Below are 17,004 nucleotides of genomic sequence, written 5' to 3' on the forward strand. Positions count from 1 at the left end.
GACTTGTATACAAGTTGGAGAGAACATGGAATTGACGAAAAAAACAATCGGGCAGTATCTGAAGGAACAGGCAGCCGTGATTGGAGATCACACCGCTATGGAAATGTTTGGCTGGAGCTGTAGCTTCGCCCAGCTGGATGAAACATCAGATCTTATGGCAGGCAGACTGGACGATATGGGAGTCACACGGGGAACCCATGTGGGAATCTGGAGTGTCAACAGTCCGAACTGGGTATTTACCTTTCTGGCGCTGGTGAAGATTGGTGCCGTTCCGGTGCTGATCAATACCTGTTACCGGGATGAAGAACTGAAGGGAATCCTGAATTACTCCGATGTGGAATATGTGTTCTGCGGCACTGGCTGCAAGGATATTGTCTATGACGATGTGATCGCGGATATCCGGAAGGATACGCCGAAGGTAAAGCGCTTCCTTCATCTGGATGAAAAGGAAGCAGGAACCTGGATGAGCCCGGACAGCTTCGGCCGCCGGGAAAAGTCACTGGAACTTCTGGCCCGTGTACAGGAGCTGAAAAGCCAGGTGCAGCCGGAGGACGCGGCCTGCATGATCTTTACGTCCGGCACCACATCCCTTCCAAAGGGGATCCTGCTGAGCCATGAGCAGCTGATCAACAACAGCCGTGCCATGGTGGAGGCAATGCACTGGGGCGTTACGGATAAGATGTGCATAACCGTTCCGCTGTTTCATTGCTTCGGCATCACTGCCGGCGTGATTGCCTGTATCACAGGAGGCATGGCTATGTGCCTGATCCCGTATTTTCGGACGGCCCATGTGTGGGACGCCATTGATCAGTACAAATGTACGATCTTAAACGGTGTTCCGAGCATGTTTCTTGCATTGATCCGCAAACCGCAGTACGCGGGACGTCAGGCACCAGATCTGAAATCCGGCATCATCGCAGGCTCCCCGTGTACCCCGGAGGATTTTCTGGAAATCTGCAGACGGTTTCCGCAGATGCATCTGCAGCCGTCTTACGGACAGACAGAAACATCACCATGTATTGCCATTGCAGACTGGGATGATCCAAATGAAATCAAGGCGGTATCGGCCGGACATGTGATCGAACATGTGAAGGCACGTATCGCAGATCTTGCAACCGGGAAAGAAGCAGCACCGGGGAAGGCCGGAGAAATTCAGGTTCAGGGCTATAATGTCATGCTGGGGTATTATCATCTGCCGCAGGCCAATGCCAAAGTCTTCACAGAGGATGGATGGCTGAGGACCGGAGATATCGGCTACTTCGACGAAACGGGTGAGCTTCATATTACCGGACGCCTCAAAGAGATGATCATCCGTGCGGGAGAAAATATTTCTCCGCGGGAGATTGAGCTTATGATCCGCCGTTATGAAGGGGTGGCGGATGTCAAGGTAGTAGGAGTTCCGGCGCAGGTTCTTCAGGAAGAAATTGCAGCCTGCGTGATTTTGAAGCCGGGAGTGCAGATCGATAAAGAACGGATGCTTTCCTATTTAAAACAGCATTTGGCAGATTATAAGGTTCCGGCCTATGTATTCTGGTTTGAGAAATTCCCCATGAACGCGAGTGGTAAGATTGAATTAAAGGAGCTGCGAAAAGAAGCAGCGGAGCGTGCCGCAAAACAGCGTGAGACGGCTGGCGGCACACAAGAATAAGCATACAGCCGGAGCAATCCGGTTTAGATACCAATATGTATGAAGGAGGAAATAGAGCAAGATGGCAGACGCATTTTTCACAGAGCAGCATGAACTGGTCAGAAAACTGGCAAGAGAATTTGCAGAGACAGAGCTGACAAAAGAAATTCTTGACAAAGTCGAGGAAGAGGAGGTTTTCCCAGAGGAAATCCTCGACAAGATGGCAAAAGCCGGTTTCTTCGGAATCAAGGTTCCGAAGCAGTACGGTGGACAGGGCGGAGACGCGCGTTCTTACGTTATCGTAATGGAAGAGATCGCAAGAGTATCCGGTGTTGCAAGTATTTATGTTTCTTCCCCGAACTCCCTTTCCGGCGGTCCGTTCCTTCTTTCCGGAAACGCTGAGCAGAAAGAGAAATATTTACGTCCGGTCGTAACCGGCGAAAAGAAGGTCTGCTTCGCGCTGACTGAGCCGGGCGCAGGTTCCGACGCAGGCGGCATGCAGACCACTGCAGTAAAAGACGGTGACTACTATGTCCTGAATGGCCGTAAGACCTTTATCACCATGGCGCCTCTGGCTGACTGGGCGGTTGTATACGCAAAGACCGACATGAGCATGGGAACCAAGGGTATTTCCGCATTCATCGTAGACATGAAGCAGGAGGGTGTATCCTGTGGTAAGCCGGAGAAAAAGATGGGTGTCGTAGGCTGCGCAACCAGTGATATCATTCTGGAAAATGTACGTGTACATAAAGACAACCTGCTTGGTCAGGAAGGCAAGGGCTTCATTAACGCAATGAAGACTCTGGATACCGGACGTATGGGCGTTGCTGCACAGTCTATCGGTGTTGCACAGGGCTGTCTGGATGAAGCAATCAAGTATGCAAAAGAGAGAAAGCAGTTTGGCCGTCCGATCGCAAAATTCCAGGCGATCGCATTTATGCTGGCTGAGATGGCAACCAAGCTTGAGGCAGCCAAGAACCTGGTTTACAAGACTGCATGGCTGATCGATAACGGTCAGGATGCTTCCATGGCAGCTTCCATGGCAAAATTCTATGCATCTGAGGTCTGCAACGAGATCGCTGCAAAGACCGTTCAGATCCATGGTGGATATGGCTTCATCAAGGACTACAAGATTGAGCGTATGTTCCGTGACTGTCGTGTATTCACGATCTACGAAGGAACCAGCCAGGTACAGCAGATGGTAATTTCTGGTAAATTACTGAAGTAATTAGGAGGGAGCAGACCATAATGAAGATCTTAGTATGTGTAAAACAGGTGCCAGACACCACAGAAGTAAAGATTGATCCGGTTAAGGGAACCCTGATCCGTGAGGGTGTTCCGAGTATCTTAAACCCGGATGATGCAAATGCGCTGGAGGCAGCACTTCAGTTAAAAGACAAAGACCCGGAGGGAACCTCTGTTGCAGTCCTGACCATGGGACCGCCTCAGGCAACCTACATGCTGCGTGAGTGCCTGGCAATGGGCGCTGATGAAGCATATCTGTTAAGCGACCGTGTATTCGGTGGTGCAGATACCTGCGCAACCTCTACCACCATCGCAGCTGGTATCCGCAAGGTCAATGAGCTGGGCAAGGTTGACATCATCTTCGCTGGCCGTCAGGCAATCGATGGTGATACCGCTCAGGTTGGACCGCAGATCGGCCAGAGACTTGGTGTTCCGGTTGTTACCTATGTACAGGATTACAAAGTAGAAGGCGACAAGGTTATCGTACAGAGACAGCTTGAGGATGGCTACGAGGTCATCGAGGTTGGCATGCCGTGCCTGCTGACTGCAGTGAAAGAGTTAAATACCCCAAGATACATGAGCATTGGCGGTATCGTAGATGCTTACCAGAAAGAGATCACCGTATGGGATCACGTTGCAGTTGACCTGGATCCGGCAGACTGTGGACTGAAAGCTTCTCCTACCCGTGTATTCCGTTCCTTCACCCCGCCGCAGAAGGGCAAGGGCGAAATGCTTGAGGGCAGCATTCAGGAGATGGGTGCAAAGCTTGTAGGCAAACTGGTCGAGAAGCATTACATCTAAGCACAAGTGAAAGGAAAGGGTACGAAGAAATGGCAGACGTAAAGGATTTAAGCGCCTACAAAGGCGTATGGGTATTTGCAGAGCAGAGAGAAGGCAAGATCATGCCGGTAGTAATCGAGCTGCTCGGAGAGGGCCGCAAGCTGGCTGACGCAGTTGGATGTGAGCTGTGTGCCGTACTTCTTGGCGAAAACGTAGGAGGACTGACCGATGAGCTGTTTGCATATGGCGCAGATAAGGTATATCTGGCAGATGATCCGGAATTAAAGGATTACCGTACCGACGCTTACAGCATTACCATTGGCAAGGCAATTGAGGAATACAAACCGGAGATCGTTCTGTTAGGTGCAACACATATCGGACGTGACCTTGGCCCGTGTCTGGCAGTTAACTGCAACACTGGTCTGACTGCAGACTGCACCAAGCTGGAGATCGACCCGACCGATAAGAAGATTCAGCAGACCCGTCCGGCATTCGGCGGAAACTTAATGGCTACGATTATCTGCCCGGATCACAGACCGCAGATGTCTACCGTACGTCCTGGCGTTATGGAGAAAGCACAGTACCAGGCAGGCCGTAAGGGTGAGGTTATAAAATTAAACGTTTCCTTTAAGGAAGGCGAGATCCGTACCAAGGTTCTGGAGATCGTTAAGAGCTTAAAAGAGACGGTTTCCCTGACCGACGCAAAGATCATCGTATCTGGCGGTATGGGACTTGGCAAGCCGGAGGGCTTTGACTTATTAAAGCAGCTGGCAGATAAGCTGGGCGGCGTAGTAGCAGCTTCCCGTGCAGCAGTAGATGCAGGCTGGATCGATCATTCCTACCAGGTAGGACAGACCGGTACCACCGTAAAACCGAAGGTATACTTTGCATGCGGTATTTCCGGAGCAATCCAGCACGTAGCAGGTATGCAGGACTCTGAGCTGATCGTTGCCATCAACACCAACGAGTCTGCACCGATCTTCGAGATCGCAGACGTTGGCATTGTAGGTGATCTGTATAAAGTGATCCCGGCAATCATCGAGGAGCTGGACAAGGCAGAAGCAAAAGACTGATCATAAAACGAACCTTTATAAGAGAGTGGGATGCAGAAGTGTCCCGCTCTTTTGTTTGTATGATAGGAAATTTTTTCAATCAAGGCAAAGAGGAGGACTTAGACATGACGGGATATGACATCAGGGAGGTGCTGCCGGAGGTGTTCCGGATTCCAGTGCCTCTGGAGGGCAATCCACTCAAAGAGTTAAACAGTTATCTGTTCCGGGGCAGCAGGGAGACGAAGCAGCGCAATCTGCTGGTGGATACCGGATTTCGGACAGAAGGCTGCAAAAAAGCGCTCCTTAAGGGACTGGGGCAGCTCGGTGTATCCATGGAGGATACGGATATTCTGCTGACACATCTTCATGCAGATCACAGTGGAAATGCTCCGGAGCTGATCCGGCCGGGCGGAAGGGTATATATCAGCCGGGAGGATTACCGGTTTATGGACGGAACATTGCAGGAGCACCGTTCGGAACGGTTCCGGGAAAACGGAATTGAGGAATCACTTTTGCAGGCGATGCTGGCCTGTACGCCGTCCAGAACCATGGCAGCGCCGCTCTCCTTCCGGGATTATACGCTGCTGGAGGAAGGAGATATGATCTTAGCAGGGCGGTACACACTGAGGGCCATCTGGACACCGGGACATACACCAGGGCATTTCTGCTTTGAAGTCTGCGGTACCGGTGCCATGCTTCTGGGGGATCATGTGCTGTTTGACATTACGCCCAATATCACAGACTGGTGGGATGTGCCGGACTCCCTGGGCAATTATTTAAGGAGCCTGGACAAGCTGGATGCCTATCCGGTTACCCTGACGCTTCCGGGACACCGGGAAGCAGGGGATATGAAACTCAGGATCCGTCAGCTGAAGGAGCATCATAAGAAGCGTCTGGCAGACTGTCTTAGAATTGTCCGTGAATTGCAGCATGATCCGGTGAAGAAGCCCTGCCTTTATGATATTACGGGCTGCATGAAATGGAAGATCCACTGTGATGGCTGGGATGATTTTCCGCCGGCCCAGCGCTGGTTTGCCCTGGGTGAATGCTTTGCGCATCTGGACCATCTGAAACAGGAAGGACTGATCCGGGAGGTCTGCGGGGAGCATGGCGTGCATTATGAACCTGTTGAGAAATAAAAAGATCCGGTAAAAAACTTTTAAAAGCCTCTTTTTTTTGCTACACTGTTACCAGTAACAAAGAAAAGAGGTTTTTATGTTATATCAGATTACGGATGGTACCGTTTCGGTGGGCGGACATGTGATTTTGTCCCATGTAGATTTTGAGATAAAGGGAAATGAAAAGATTGCCCTGGTGGGGCGAAATGGCGCAGGAAAGACCACGCTTTTAAAGCTGATCGCAGGAGAGCTTTCTCTGGACCGGGACGACAGGCGCCAGGGAGCAGGTGTGACGTCTTCTCGTCGGCTGACCGTGGGAATGTTAAAGCAGCAGGCTTTTTCGGACCGGGAACAGACCGTGGAGAAGATTCTTCTGGCGGCATGCCCGTTTCGCGATACCTTTGCGCGGGAACGGTTTGAATATGAGCAGGAGTATGACCGGATCTTTACCGGCTTTGGCTTTGCAAGGGCTGACAAGCAAAAAAAGATTGGAGATTTTTCCGGAGGTGAGCAGACGAAGATCGCGCTGATCCGTCTGCTTCTGGAAAAACCGGATATTTTACTGTTAGATGAGCCGACCAACCATCTGGATATTGCCACGATTCAGTGGCTGGAGCAGTATCTGAAGTGGTATGAGCATGCAGTGGTGCTGGTGTCTCATGACCGCTTCTTTCTGGACCAGGTAGCGGAGGCTGTTGTGGAGGTTTCAGATGGAAAACTGACCCGGTACGCGGGCAATTACAGCGAATACCGCACCGAAAAGCGAAAGCGGATCGAGCGGCAGCAAAAGGCCTGGGAACGCCGGAAGGAGGAAGAAGACCGGTTAAACGGCGTGATCGAGCGGTTCCGGCACAAGCCGACAAAGGCCTCCTTTGCGCGGGCCAAGAAAAAGCAGCTGGAGCGCATGGAGCGGGTAGAAAAACCGGTGGAAGATGATGTCCATCTGTTTACCGGCAATATCGAACCGCTGATCCCGGGCAGCAAGTGGGTGTTTGAGGCAGAGCATCTGAAAATCGGTTATGACCGGCCCCTTTTAGAGATTACCCTGCGGATCCGGAGAGGGCAGAAGCTTGGTATTCTGGGAGCCAACGGAGCCGGAAAAAGTACATTTTTAAAGACGGTGGCCGGACTTTTGCAGCCGTTTCAGGAGAAGGACAGATCGGTCGAACGACGATGTGTGCTGGGGAATAACATTACCATCGGATATTTTGACCAGCATTCTGCGGAAATTCAGTCAGATAAGTCTGTGGCAGAGCATTTCCACGACCTGTTCCCGGCTCTGACGGAAAAAGAGGTGCGAAATATCCTGGGGATGTATCTGTTCACGGGCAAGCTGGCATCCCGGCGGGTGAGTGATTTATCCGGCGGCGAAAAGGCAAGGCTTGTGCTGGCAGAGCTTTTGCAGAGCCGACCAAATTTCCTGGTCTTAGATGAGCCGACCAACCATATGGATGTGCAGGCGAAGGAAACACTGGAATCGGCCTTTCAGGCTTATCAGGGAACCATTCTGTTTGTATCCCACGACCGGTATTTTATCCGCCAGGTGGCACAGAGCGTGCTGATCTTTGAAGAGACCGGTCCGATGTATTACCCATTCGGGTATGAGCATTATCTGGAAAAAAGGCAGAAGGCGGAGGCGTACGGCGAGGAACTCTCTGCCCAGGTGAAAGCAGAGGACGCGGCTCTTTTAGAGGGGATGCGGACTGTGCCGAAGGCGGAGCGCCACCGGCTTCGGGAATTCTCCACGGAAGAAGCATATGCGGACTGGAAGCTGCGGCTAGTTTACGAAAAGCTGGAGCCGGAGGAACTGGAATATGGACGGCTGGAGGCGGAGTACCGTGGGCTGCTGGCTGAGTGGAAAATGTCGGAGGCATACTGGACGCTGGAACAGGGAATTCCTGACGCGGTGGCAGCTGCGAAAGCCCGGCAGGATGAGGCCTTTAGACGGTGGCATGAACAGTGCATGGCATGGCTAGGGGTGTATGAAGAAGTACACGGTGAGACAGATTTGAATGTGTGAGGGACTGCAGAAAAAGCAGCAGGATAAAACAGAAGATTTCAGGAGGATACAGGATGGATACAGAGATGATACGTGCGCGCCTTGCAGGCTGTCAGAAGCTTTTGATCGGACTGGGCGAGGAGTGGAAATGGAAACGCGGGGCTGAAGCGCAGGAGGCGCAGCTGCGGGCGGCTTATGCAAATCTGTATGAGCTGGTGAAGGATAAGGATTATTTTATCATCACCATGGCCACAGACGCGCTGATTTTTGACACAAAGCTCGGAAGCGGGACTGAGACTGCGGTGACAGAAAAAATCCAGATGGAGGAGGTCTCCTGCCCGGCAGCGGATGAGCAGACCCAGGTTCTTATGGACCGTCTGTTCCCGGTACAGGAAAGGCCGAAGGACAAACGGATCCAGAGGATCGTAGCGCCCTGCGGCAACGAGACCTGGAAACAGTGCTCTGCGGGATGCACCAAAGACATCTGGGAACCGGATGAAATTCCGTCCGGTATCTGCCCGCACTGCGGTGCGCCGCTGACCGGGAATACGATCGAGGCGCATCCGTACATTGAGGAAGGGTATCTCCCGCAGTGGAACCATTATACCCAGTGGCTGGCCGGAACCTTCCGCAAGGATCTGGTGATCCTGGAGCTGGGCGTGGGCTTTGCAAATCCCGGCGTGATCCGATTCCCGTTCGAGAAGACTGCATTTTTTCATCAGGACTCGTTGCTTTTGCGGGTGAACCAGACCTTCCCGCAGACAACCGAAGAACTGAAGGACCGGGCACGGGGAGTGCATAAAAATTCAGTAGACTGGATGATAAAAAGTGATTATAATGTAGAATAAAAAAGAATCTGATAACCAGTAACTGCATGGAGGACACCAATGATTGCGATAATTGACTACGATGCCGGAAATATTCGAAGTGTGGAAAAAGCGCTGATCGCTCTGGGTGAGCAGCCGGTTGTGACGAGAGACAAAGACGCCATTCTTGCTGCAGATAAGCTGATCCTGCCGGGCGTGGGCGCCTTTGGAGACGCCATGGAGCGCCTGCACCAGTACGGCCTGGTGGATGTGATCCGGGAGGCAGTCAAGAACGGTACGCCGCTTCTTGGGATTTGTCTTGGACTGCAGCTGTTATTTGAGCGCAGTGATGAGAGCGACGGAGTGAAGGGACTTGGTATCTTAAAGGGCCAGATCTTAAAGATTCCGGACAGTCCGTGTCTGAAGATCCCGCATATGGGATGGAATTCCCTGAAGATAAAACCGGATACAAGGCTGTTTGCGGGAATCTCCAATGGAGCCTATGTATATTTTGTACATTCTTATTATTTAAAAGCAGAGGATCCAAAAATCGTGGCGGCCACCACGGAGTACAGCACTCATATTCATGCTGCAGTAGAGCAGGGCAATGTGTTTGCCTGCCAGTTCCACCCGGAAAAGAGCAGTGAGGTGGGACTTCAGATCTTGAAAAATTTCATCAGCCTGTAGCGGATAGGGCAGTTTGGAGGAGCATATGTTTACAAAGAGAATCATTCCCTGCCTGGATGTTCACAATGGCCGGGTAGTAAAAGGTGTTAATTTTGTAAATCTGCGGGATGCAGGTGATCCGGTGGAGATTGCGGCAGCATATGATAAGGCCGGTGCCGATGAACTGGTATTTCTGGATATTACGGCATCTTCCGATGCGCGAGAGACTGTGGTGGATATGGTACGCCGGGTGGCAGAAACCGTGTTTATTCCGTTTACCGTGGGCGGAGGCATCCGCACCGTGGAGGACTTCCGACGCCTTCTCCGTGAGGGTGCGGATAAGATTTCCATCAATTCTTCTGCCATCAATACGCCGGAGCTGATCAGTGATGCAGCAGACAAGTTTGGCCGTCAGTGTGTAGTCGTGGCCATTGATGCGCGACGGCGGGAAGATGGCTCCGGCTGGAATGTATACAAGAACGGCGGACGCATTGACACCGGCCTGGATGCGGTCGAGTGGGCCATGAAGGCAGACTCCCTGGGAGCCGGCGAGATCCTGCTTACCAGCATGGACTGTGATGGAACCAAGGCCGGTTATGACAATGAACTCACCTCTCTCATTGCAGAGAACGTGTCGGTCCCGGTTATCGCTTCCGGCGGTGCAGGAACGAAGGAGCATTTTTATGATGCGCTGACCAGAGGAAGGGCAGATGCGGCGCTTGCGGCATCGCTGTTCCATTATAAGGAGCTGGAAATCCGGGATCTGAAGCAGTATCTGCGGGAACGCGGCATTTCTGTGCGGCTGTAACAGGCCGCAAGCAGTGTGAGGATCCGGTGCTTTAAAAGCAGCACCGGAAAGAAAAGGAGGGTCTTAAAAAGCTATGGGAGCCATTGCAAATGACTGGCTTGGCCCGCTGAGCGGGGAGTTTAAAAAGCCGTATTATAAAAAACTATACGAGACGGTAAAACATGAATACGAGACGAAGCAGGTATTTCCGGATCCGAATGATATTTTTAATGCATTCGAATTCACACCGTTATCGAAAGTAAAAGTGGTGATCCTGGGACAGGATCCGTACCATAATGTGGGGCAGGCCCACGGCCTGTGCTTCTCTGTGAAGCCGGATGTCGAGATTCCGCCTTCGCTGGTGAACATCTATCAGGAGCTGCACGATGATCTGGGCTGTTACATACCGAACAACGGATATCTGGTAAAGTGGGCAAGGCAGGGAGTCATGATGTTAAACACCGTGCTGACTGTGCAGGCTCATGCAGCCAATTCCCATCGCGGGATCGGCTGGGAGGAGTTTACGGATGCCGCCATCAAAATTTTAAATGAGCAGGACCGTCCGATGGTATTTATCCTTTGGGGACGCCCGGCCCAGATGAAAAAGTCCATGCTGGACAATCCGAAGCATCTGATCCTGGAGGCACCGCACCCGAGTCCGCTGTCTGCATACCGGGGATTTTTCGGCAGCAGGCCGTTCAGCAAGACCAATGCATTTTTGGAGGAGCACGGACTTACTCCGATCGACTGGCAGATTGAAAATGTGGAGAAATAATGGTTTAAAATCCGAGACTGCAGACAGTCCTATTTGGCAGAAACGGGGCAGGATGCAGCGAAAAGACAAATAGAAATGAGGCAGAAATATGGATTTTATTGAATTTTTAAAGGTTCTGGTGCTTGGCATCGTGGAAGGCTTTACCGAATGGCTTCCGATCAGCAGCACCGGACACATGATCCTGGTGGACGAGATCATCCACTTAAATGTAACCGAGGCATTTATGTCGATGTTCCGCGTGGTGATCCAGCTTGGTGCGATCCTGGCGGTTGTGGTTTTGTATTTCAGGCGGCTGAATCCGTTTGATCCGGGAAAGACAAAAGCGCAGAAGATCGGAACGGTCAGACTGTGGATGAAGATCATCGTAGCCTGTGTGCCGGCTGCTGTGTTTGGACTTTTGCTGGATGACTGGATGGACGCGCATCTCTATAACGGTTATGTGGTAGCTGCTACGCTGATCATTTACGGTGTGCTGTTTATCATACTGGAGAATCACAATCAGTATACGGATTTTCCAATCCAGCGTACCAGCCAGATTTCTTACCAGACTGCACTGTTTATCGGACTTTTCCAGGTACTTTCCCTGGTTCCGGGAACTTCCCGCTCTGGTTCTACCATCTTAGGAGCTATGATCTTAGGATGCTCCCGCAGTGCGGCCGCAGAATTTTCCTTCTTTTTGGGAATTCCGGTCATGTTTGGTGCAAGCCTGTTAAAACTGGTGAAGTTTGGGTTCCATTTTACTGGACTGGAGCTGTTTTATCTGATCGCCGGTATGGTGATCGCGTTTGTAGTATCCGTGTATTCCATCAAATTCCTGATGGGTTACATCAGAAAAAACAACTTTAAGGTATTTGGTTATTACCGGATCGTGCTGGGCGTCATTGTGCTGTTCTATTTCGGGGTAACTGCATTTCTTGGATAACGGAGGAATAGATGAACCGATTTGGAATACAGAGACCACTTTCAAAAAACAAATGCTTTTTGATCCTGTCCCTGCTTCCGGCATATTTTATTGTGGCCGGACTGTTTATGCAGCCCATAGATGAGATTTTTCGGGGCATTGTGGAGATCATACGGGAGCCGGACTTTCTGATCACGGATTATTTCGTGATCGGAGGAGTCGGTGCGGCTTTTATCAATGCCGGTGTGCTGACGCTGATTTGTATCGGGATCATGTATGCACTGGATATGAATTTTGACGGACATACCATTACATCAACCTGCCTGATGTTCGGCTTTTCTCTGTTTGGAAAAAACCTGCTGAACATCTGGATGATCCTGCTTGGTGTATTTCTCTATGCAAAATACCATAAGACTACAGTAAAACGATACCTTTACGTGGGCTTTTATGGGACAAGCCTGTCTCCGATCGTGAGCCAGGTCATGCATATTGTGAATCTGCCGCTGCCTTTGAGATTTCTTCTTTGTGCAGCTACCGGTATCATCATTGGATTCGTGTTGCCGCCTCTTAGTACCCATGTCCATTACTCCCACAAGGGATATTCCCTTTACAACGTGGGATTTGCAGGGGGAATCATTGCGACGGTGATCGTGTCGGTCCTGAAATCCTTTGGCGTCACCATTGAGTCCCGCCTGATCTGGTTTACCGGACAGAACCATACGTTTATCATTTTGCTGTCGATCCTGTTTGGTGCCATGATCCTCTACGGCATTGTGACTGATCCGATGGCGTTGGAAGATTATCGCAGCATCCTGCGCTCCTATGGCCTGGGCGGTACGGATTATTATGAGTCTGAGGGTGGTGCCGCTGTTATGATCAACATGGGTGTGAATGGTCTGGCGTCAATGATGTTTGTTGTCATGGTAGGTGCGGACCTAAACGGTCCGACCATTGGCGGTATTTTTACGGTGGTCGGCTTTAGTGCGACCGGTAAGCATCTGCGCAATATTCTGCCAGTCATGGCGGGCGTGCTCATTGCCAGTGAGGCAAAAAGCTGGAGCATCACAGATCCGTCCGCGATCCTTGCTCTGCTGTTGTCTACGACGCTGGCACCGATCGCCGGGGAATTCGGAATCATTGCCGGTGTTATCGCGGGATTTCTGCATTCTTCCGTGGCACTGAATGTCGGAATCGTGTACGGAGGCATGAACCTGTACAACAATGGATTTGCAGGCGGTCTTGTCGCAATGTTCCTGGTTCCGGTCATCCAGTCGATCCGCGACCGGAGGGCGCGGGCACGGGGCGGACTGTCGCTGTAACAGCGTATTGTTTATTTTCAGAAGGTCAGCCGCATCTGATACCACGTCACATTGCCGTGCACGGATGCGGAAACACCTTCATTTTGAAAGCCGAATCTGGCGTAATAATGGATCAGTTTGTCTTTGCAGGTAAGTACCAGCCCTTTGCGGCCCTGGTCTCTGGCGTCGGCAATGGCGCGTCGGATGAGTTCTCCGGCATAACCATGATTGCGGTATTGCGGAATGGTGTTTACACCGAAAATCATCTGCCAGGCACCTTTTTCATCGTGCAGATCGGCACACTCATACATTTCATCGGTGAGGTCGGCGGCATCTGTCACCATACCGTCTACAAAAGCAATTAGTTTGTCCTCATCGAACATCAGCCAGAAATGGTTGGCGTAGTGGGAGAGACGTTTGGCAAATTCAGCGCGGGTAGCTGCTTCTGCTGCAGGAAAGCATTCGGATTCGACTGCTGTGACTGCGTCAAGATCGTTCATGGATGCGGTTCTGATCAACATGGGAAAATCCTCCTGAATTTTATGAAAAATGTGAAAAATCCAGTATTCAGACAAAGCGTAACAACTAGCCTGAATACTGGATTTTTAAATAATGCGTCTGATAGGAATCGAACCTACGCACGCGGCTCCGGAGGCCACTGCTCTATCCACTGAGCTACAGACGCATCTCTATCATGATACTATACTTTTTTCTAATTTGCAAGGGGATTTGTTGATTTTTTATTCCTCATTTGATATGATGTTAGTACTGATTGGAGGTCCTATTTTATGAAAGATAACTGGAATTCTTTTGGGAAAAAAGATACAGATACAGAGAAAAAGGCATTGCTTCCGGTTCTGGTTGTTCCGCTCGTAGTCATTGTACTCATGATCATCATTGTGCTTGCAGACTACGGGAAAAAGCGGGCAGCAGAACCGGCAGCAGCGACGGAAACGGTGGAAACAGAACCGTCAGAAACAGAGACAATGGCTGCAGAGCCGGAGAGCGATTCTACGGAGTTAGACACTGCGGATGAGTCTGCAGCAGAAGAGGAAACTTCCGGGGATGAAAACGGAGATCCTTATGCGACAGAGACCCTGATGCACGACAGTGTTCCGGAAGTACTGGATCTGATGAAAAAATACTTTGCAGCACGGGCCAGTGCGGATGCGGATACCATGAATGAGATTTATGGTATCTCTGGTCTTTCCTTTACGGAGCTGGAGCACGAGAAAACCCGCCTGCGCAGCAATTCCAAGTATGTGCAGGAGTTTGACAATATTACAACCTATGTGCGCGATGGCGCGACGGCAGACAGCTGGCTGGTCTATGCACTGGCAGATATTAAGTTTCATTCCGTAAAAACTGCGGCACCTATGATTATGTGGTGCTACGTGGAGAAAGACAGTGAGGGCAATTACCATATCATCCAGGATGAAAACCTTTCGGAAGAGGTTCTGCAGCTGATCGATGTTTCCAATCACTCGGAAGAGGTGAGAAAGCTTGCTTCCAGTGTGAATGTGAAATTGAAAGAAGCGTTGAATTCAGACGAGGATTTAAACAGCGTTTACGGTGTGCTGCGTGACGGCTCTCCGGTTTACGACAATGGGGACGAGCCGGAGGTAGTGATCGGAGACGGGGAAACCTCTGAGAGCGGGGAAGATGGTGCAGCAGCTTCTTCGGAATCGAGTGAAGGAAGCGTGCAGGAGACAGGTGCAGAAACAGCCGTGGAAACAACCGCAGGTTCCGAGGTAAGCATCGGTGCGGAGTCTGGTGACAGCACAGCAGCGGATACCGCAAATTAGAATGAAAGATAAGCAAAGCAAGAGCAAGGCGTAAAGCAAGAGCAAGGCACAAAGCGAGAGCAAAGAGCCAGGCAAGAAAAAACAAACAAAAAGTGAAGAAAAGAAAGAAGATAAGATAAATGGAAACCATGAATGTAAAAGACTTTGATTTTGACCTCCCACAGGAGCTGATCGCCCAGGATCCGCTGGAGGATCGTTCTGCCTCCAGACTCCTGGTGCTGGACAAGAACACCGGAGAGATGGAGCACCGCCATTTCCGTGACATTACGGAGTATTTAAGACCGGGTGACTGTCTGGTCATCAACAACACCAAGGTAATCCCGGCGCGTCTGTTTGGCGTGAAGGAGGATACACAGGCGAAAATCGAGGTGCTTTTGTTAAAGCGCCGTGAGAACGATATCTGGGAGACTCTGGTAAAGCCGGGCAAAAAGTGCAAGCCGGGCACGGTGATCGTGTTTGGCGAAGGTCTGTTAAAGGGTACCGTCATCGATGTTGTGGAGGAGGGCAACCGCCTGATCCAGTTTTCTTATGAGGGCATTTTTGAGGAAATCCTGGACCAGTTAGGACAGATGCCGCTTCCGCCATACATTACCCATCAGTTAAAGGATAAGAACCGTTATCAGACCGTGTACGCGGAGCATGACGGCTCTGCTGCTGCGCCGACCGCAGGTCTGCATTTTACGAAGGAGCTGCTCGCGCAGATCGAGGCAATGGGCGTGAAAATTGCCCATGTAACGCTGCACGTTGGTCTTGGCACGTTCCGTCCGGTTAAGGTGGAGAATGTGCTGGAGCACCACATGCACTCGGAGTTTTATATGGTAGAAGAATCCGAGGCGAAGAAGATCAACGACACGAAAGCAGCGGGCGGACGCGTGATCTGCGTTGGTACGACCAGCTGCCGTACCATCGAGTCTGCAACCGGGGAAGATGGAATCTTAAAGGCTGGAAGCGGCTGGACGGAGATTTTTATTTACCCGGGTTATAAATTCAAGATCCTGGATTGCCTGATTACAAACTTCCATCTGCCGGAGTCGACTCTGGTGATGCTGGTTTCTGCGCTGGCAGGACGGGAACATATTCTGAATGCGTATAACGAAGCAATTAAGGAACGGTACCGTTTCTTTAGTTTTGGGGATGCCATGTTCATCCACGACTAAGGACGCGGGGAAGCAATACAGGCTATCTCCATGGTTTGGGGATAGCCATTTTCGGCTTATAAAAGGAGCCGGTGCATGATAAAAGAGACCTGTGCAAAAAAGGGATTGAAAAAGCCTGTGCATGCAAAGAAACCTGTGCAGAAGGTACGGAAAGGGTTACTGTATACTGTTTGGGCAACGCGTGAACAGTAACCGGAAAGGAAGCAAACATGGAAGAAATCCGTTTAAACAAATATTTGAGTGAGCAGGGAATCTGCTCCCGCCGTGAGGCAGACCGCCTGATCGAGGCAGGAAAGGTGACCATCAACGGCCGGAAGGCCCAGATGGGAGAAAAAGTAACAGGTCAGGAAGTGATCGTCTGTGATGGAAAGCCGGTTGGAAAGGCGGCGGGCGGCAAAAAAGTAAAACCGGTGCTTCTGGTTGTGAATAAGCCGCGCGGAGTGGTATGCACCACTTCCGATAAGGACCGTGCGATGAACGTTGTGGATCTGATCCAGTATCCGGCGCGTGTGTATCCGGTGGGACGTCTGGATAAGGATTCCGAGGGACTTCTCCTTATGACGAATCAGGGAGAACTGGCTAACGAGATCATGCATGCAGGCAATTTCCATGAGAAAGAGTATCTGGTCACGGTAGATCAGCCGTTCAATGCCGCATTTTTAAAGAAGATGCGTGAGGGTGTGGAATTAAAGGAGCTTGGAGTGACCACAAGACCATGTCAGGTGGAAGCAACCGGTGTGAAATCGTTTAAGATCATCCTGACACAGGGATTAAACCGCCAGATCCGCCGCATGTGCGCGGAGCTCGGCTACCGTGTGGTGACTTTAAAGCGGATCCGTATCATGAACATTCATCTGGGCAAATTAAATACTGGGGATTTCCGCCGGGTAACACCGCAGGAGATGGAAGAACTGGAATGGCAGTTGGAGCAGGCGCGTCTGGAGCGTGAGGAACTTCTGGAAGGCGGAGACGAGTAGAAAATGAATCC

The 17,004-nt window shown here is 51.0% G+C and carries 16 protein-coding genes and 1 tRNA gene; 15 read left to right on the forward strand and 2 right to left on the reverse strand.

All coding sequences use genetic code 11. The features are described 5' to 3' along the window. Positions 1-25 precede the first annotated feature (25 nt). The 12 genes from DWZ40_RS06160 (at position 26) to DWZ40_RS06215 (ending at position 13,075) form a co-directional block, all read left to right on the forward strand. Positions 26-1,648, forward strand: coding sequence for an AMP-binding protein (locus DWZ40_RS06160; protein ID WP_182431632.1), 1,623 nt, complete (start codon positions 26-28; stop codon positions 1,646-1,648). 61 nt (positions 1,649-1,709) lie between these two features. Next, positions 1,710-2,855 (forward strand): acyl-CoA dehydrogenase family protein, encoded by a 1,146-nt coding sequence (locus DWZ40_RS06165; protein WP_118541785.1) that lies wholly within the window; start codon positions 1,710-1,712, stop codon positions 2,853-2,855. A 20-nt stretch (positions 2,856-2,875) separates the two neighbouring features. After that, positions 2,876-3,673: an electron transfer flavoprotein subunit beta gene (etfB, locus tag DWZ40_RS06170; protein ID WP_118541787.1), complete on the forward strand. Its 798-nt coding sequence runs from the start codon at positions 2,876-2,878 to the stop codon at positions 3,671-3,673. A 29-nt stretch (positions 3,674-3,702) separates the two neighbouring features. Further along, complete coding sequence (locus tag DWZ40_RS06175; protein ID WP_118541789.1) at positions 3,703-4,725, forward strand: electron transfer flavoprotein subunit alpha/FixB family protein; 1,023 nt, start codon at positions 3,703-3,705, stop codon at positions 4,723-4,725. 104 nt (positions 4,726-4,829) lie between these two features. Next, on the forward strand, positions 4,830-5,843 hold the full coding sequence (locus DWZ40_RS06180; RefSeq protein WP_118706273.1) for an MBL fold metallo-hydrolase: 1,014 nt from the start codon (positions 4,830-4,832) through the stop codon (positions 5,841-5,843). Positions 5,844-5,919: 76 nt separating this feature from the next. Then, positions 5,920-7,842: an ABC-F family ATP-binding cassette domain-containing protein gene (locus DWZ40_RS06185; RefSeq protein WP_118541793.1), complete on the forward strand. Its 1,923-nt coding sequence runs from the start codon at positions 5,920-5,922 to the stop codon at positions 7,840-7,842. A 53-nt stretch (positions 7,843-7,895) separates the two neighbouring features. Continuing rightward, positions 7,896-8,669 carry a hypothetical protein gene (locus tag DWZ40_RS06190; protein ID WP_118541795.1) on the forward strand — a complete coding sequence of 258 codons (774 nt, stop codon included), beginning with the start codon at positions 7,896-7,898 and terminating at the stop codon, positions 8,667-8,669. Positions 8,670-8,708: 39 nt separating this feature from the next. Then, complete coding sequence (gene hisH / locus DWZ40_RS06195) at positions 8,709-9,314, forward strand: imidazole glycerol phosphate synthase subunit HisH (RefSeq protein WP_118541797.1); 606 nt, start codon at positions 8,709-8,711, stop codon at positions 9,312-9,314. Positions 9,315-9,339: 25 nt separating this feature from the next. Beyond that, entirely contained in the window at positions 9,340-10,101 is a 762-nt protein-coding gene (gene hisF, locus DWZ40_RS06200) for an imidazole glycerol phosphate synthase subunit HisF (RefSeq protein WP_118541799.1), read from the forward strand. Positions 10,102-10,174: 73 nt separating this feature from the next. Continuing rightward, positions 10,175-10,855, forward strand: coding sequence for a uracil-DNA glycosylase (locus DWZ40_RS06205; protein WP_118541801.1), 681 nt, complete (start codon positions 10,175-10,177; stop codon positions 10,853-10,855). Positions 10,856-10,943: 88 nt separating this feature from the next. Continuing rightward, positions 10,944-11,777: an undecaprenyl-diphosphate phosphatase gene (locus DWZ40_RS06210; protein ID WP_118541803.1), complete on the forward strand. Its 834-nt coding sequence runs from the start codon at positions 10,944-10,946 to the stop codon at positions 11,775-11,777. Between the two features lie 11 nt (positions 11,778-11,788). Continuing rightward, positions 11,789-13,075: a DUF1576 domain-containing protein gene (locus DWZ40_RS06215; protein ID WP_118541805.1), complete on the forward strand. Its 1,287-nt coding sequence runs from the start codon at positions 11,789-11,791 to the stop codon at positions 13,073-13,075. Positions 13,076-13,092: 17 nt separating this feature from the next. Here the strand turns inward: DWZ40_RS06215 and DWZ40_RS06220 are convergent, their stop codons facing one another. Both DWZ40_RS06220 and DWZ40_RS06225 read right to left on the reverse strand, forming a co-directional pair. Beyond that, positions 13,093-13,575 carry a GNAT family N-acetyltransferase gene (locus DWZ40_RS06220; RefSeq protein ID WP_118541807.1) on the reverse strand — a complete coding sequence of 161 codons (483 nt, stop codon included), beginning with the start codon at positions 13,573-13,575 and terminating at the stop codon, positions 13,093-13,095. A 92-nt stretch (positions 13,576-13,667) separates the two neighbouring features. Continuing rightward, positions 13,668-13,739: transfer RNA gene (locus DWZ40_RS06225), tRNA-Arg, on the reverse strand. Between the two features lie 103 nt (positions 13,740-13,842). On the opposite strand from DWZ40_RS06225, the gene DWZ40_RS06230 reads away from it, so the two are divergent. The 3 genes from DWZ40_RS06230 (at position 13,843) to DWZ40_RS06240 (ending at position 16,993) form a co-directional block, all read left to right on the forward strand. Then, entirely contained in the window at positions 13,843-14,859 is a 1,017-nt protein-coding gene (locus DWZ40_RS06230) for a hypothetical protein (protein ID WP_118541809.1), read from the forward strand. Positions 14,860-14,987: 128 nt separating this feature from the next. Continuing rightward, on the forward strand, positions 14,988-16,016 hold the full coding sequence (queA, locus tag DWZ40_RS06235; protein ID WP_118542104.1) for a tRNA preQ1(34) S-adenosylmethionine ribosyltransferase-isomerase QueA: 1,029 nt from the start codon (positions 14,988-14,990) through the stop codon (positions 16,014-16,016). 209 nt (positions 16,017-16,225) lie between these two features. After that, the gene (locus tag DWZ40_RS06240) at positions 16,226-16,993 is read left to right on the forward strand and encodes a pseudouridine synthase (protein ID WP_118541811.1); all 768 of its coding nucleotides are present in this window, start codon (positions 16,226-16,228) and stop codon (positions 16,991-16,993) included. Positions 16,994-17,004: the final 11 nt, after the last annotated feature.

The sequence above is a fragment of the Clostridium sp. AF32-12BH genome (genome assembly GCF_003477935.1).
Classification (GTDB): Bacteria; Bacillota; Clostridia; order Lachnospirales; family Lachnospiraceae; genus Brotaphodocola.

Bases quoted from the DNA above. Each gene is read 5' to 3' on its own strand.
- DWZ40_RS06160 (WP_182431632.1), top strand. From the start codon at position 26: ATGGAATTGACGAAAAAAACAATCGGGCAGTATCTGAAGGAACAGGCA.
- DWZ40_RS06165 (WP_118541785.1), top strand. From the start codon at position 1,710: ATGGCAGACGCATTTTTCACAGAGCAGCATGAACTGGTCAGAAAACTG.
- etfB (WP_118541787.1), top strand. From the start codon at position 2,876: ATGAAGATCTTAGTATGTGTAAAACAGGTGCCAGACACCACAGAAGTA.
- DWZ40_RS06175 (WP_118541789.1), top strand. From the start codon at position 3,703: ATGGCAGACGTAAAGGATTTAAGCGCCTACAAAGGCGTATGGGTATTT.
- DWZ40_RS06180 (WP_118706273.1), top strand. From the start codon at position 4,830: ATGACGGGATATGACATCAGGGAGGTGCTGCCGGAGGTGTTCCGGATT.
- DWZ40_RS06185 (WP_118541793.1), top strand. From the start codon at position 5,920: ATGTTATATCAGATTACGGATGGTACCGTTTCGGTGGGCGGACATGTG.
- DWZ40_RS06190 (WP_118541795.1), top strand. From the start codon at position 7,896: ATGGATACAGAGATGATACGTGCGCGCCTTGCAGGCTGTCAGAAGCTT.
- hisH (WP_118541797.1), top strand. From the start codon at position 8,709: ATGATTGCGATAATTGACTACGATGCCGGAAATATTCGAAGTGTGGAA.
- hisF (WP_118541799.1), top strand. From the start codon at position 9,340: ATGTTTACAAAGAGAATCATTCCCTGCCTGGATGTTCACAATGGCCGG.
- DWZ40_RS06205 (WP_118541801.1), top strand. From the start codon at position 10,175: ATGGGAGCCATTGCAAATGACTGGCTTGGCCCGCTGAGCGGGGAGTTT.
- DWZ40_RS06210 (WP_118541803.1), top strand. From the start codon at position 10,944: ATGGATTTTATTGAATTTTTAAAGGTTCTGGTGCTTGGCATCGTGGAA.
- DWZ40_RS06215 (WP_118541805.1), top strand. From the start codon at position 11,789: ATGAACCGATTTGGAATACAGAGACCACTTTCAAAAAACAAATGCTTT.
- DWZ40_RS06220 (WP_118541807.1), bottom strand. From the start codon at position 13,575: ATGTTGATCAGAACCGCATCCATGAACGATCTTGACGCAGTCACAGCA.
- DWZ40_RS06230 (WP_118541809.1), top strand. From the start codon at position 13,843: ATGAAAGATAACTGGAATTCTTTTGGGAAAAAAGATACAGATACAGAG.
- queA (WP_118542104.1), top strand. From the start codon at position 14,988: ATGAATGTAAAAGACTTTGATTTTGACCTCCCACAGGAGCTGATCGCC.
- DWZ40_RS06240 (WP_118541811.1), top strand. From the start codon at position 16,226: ATGGAAGAAATCCGTTTAAACAAATATTTGAGTGAGCAGGGAATCTGC.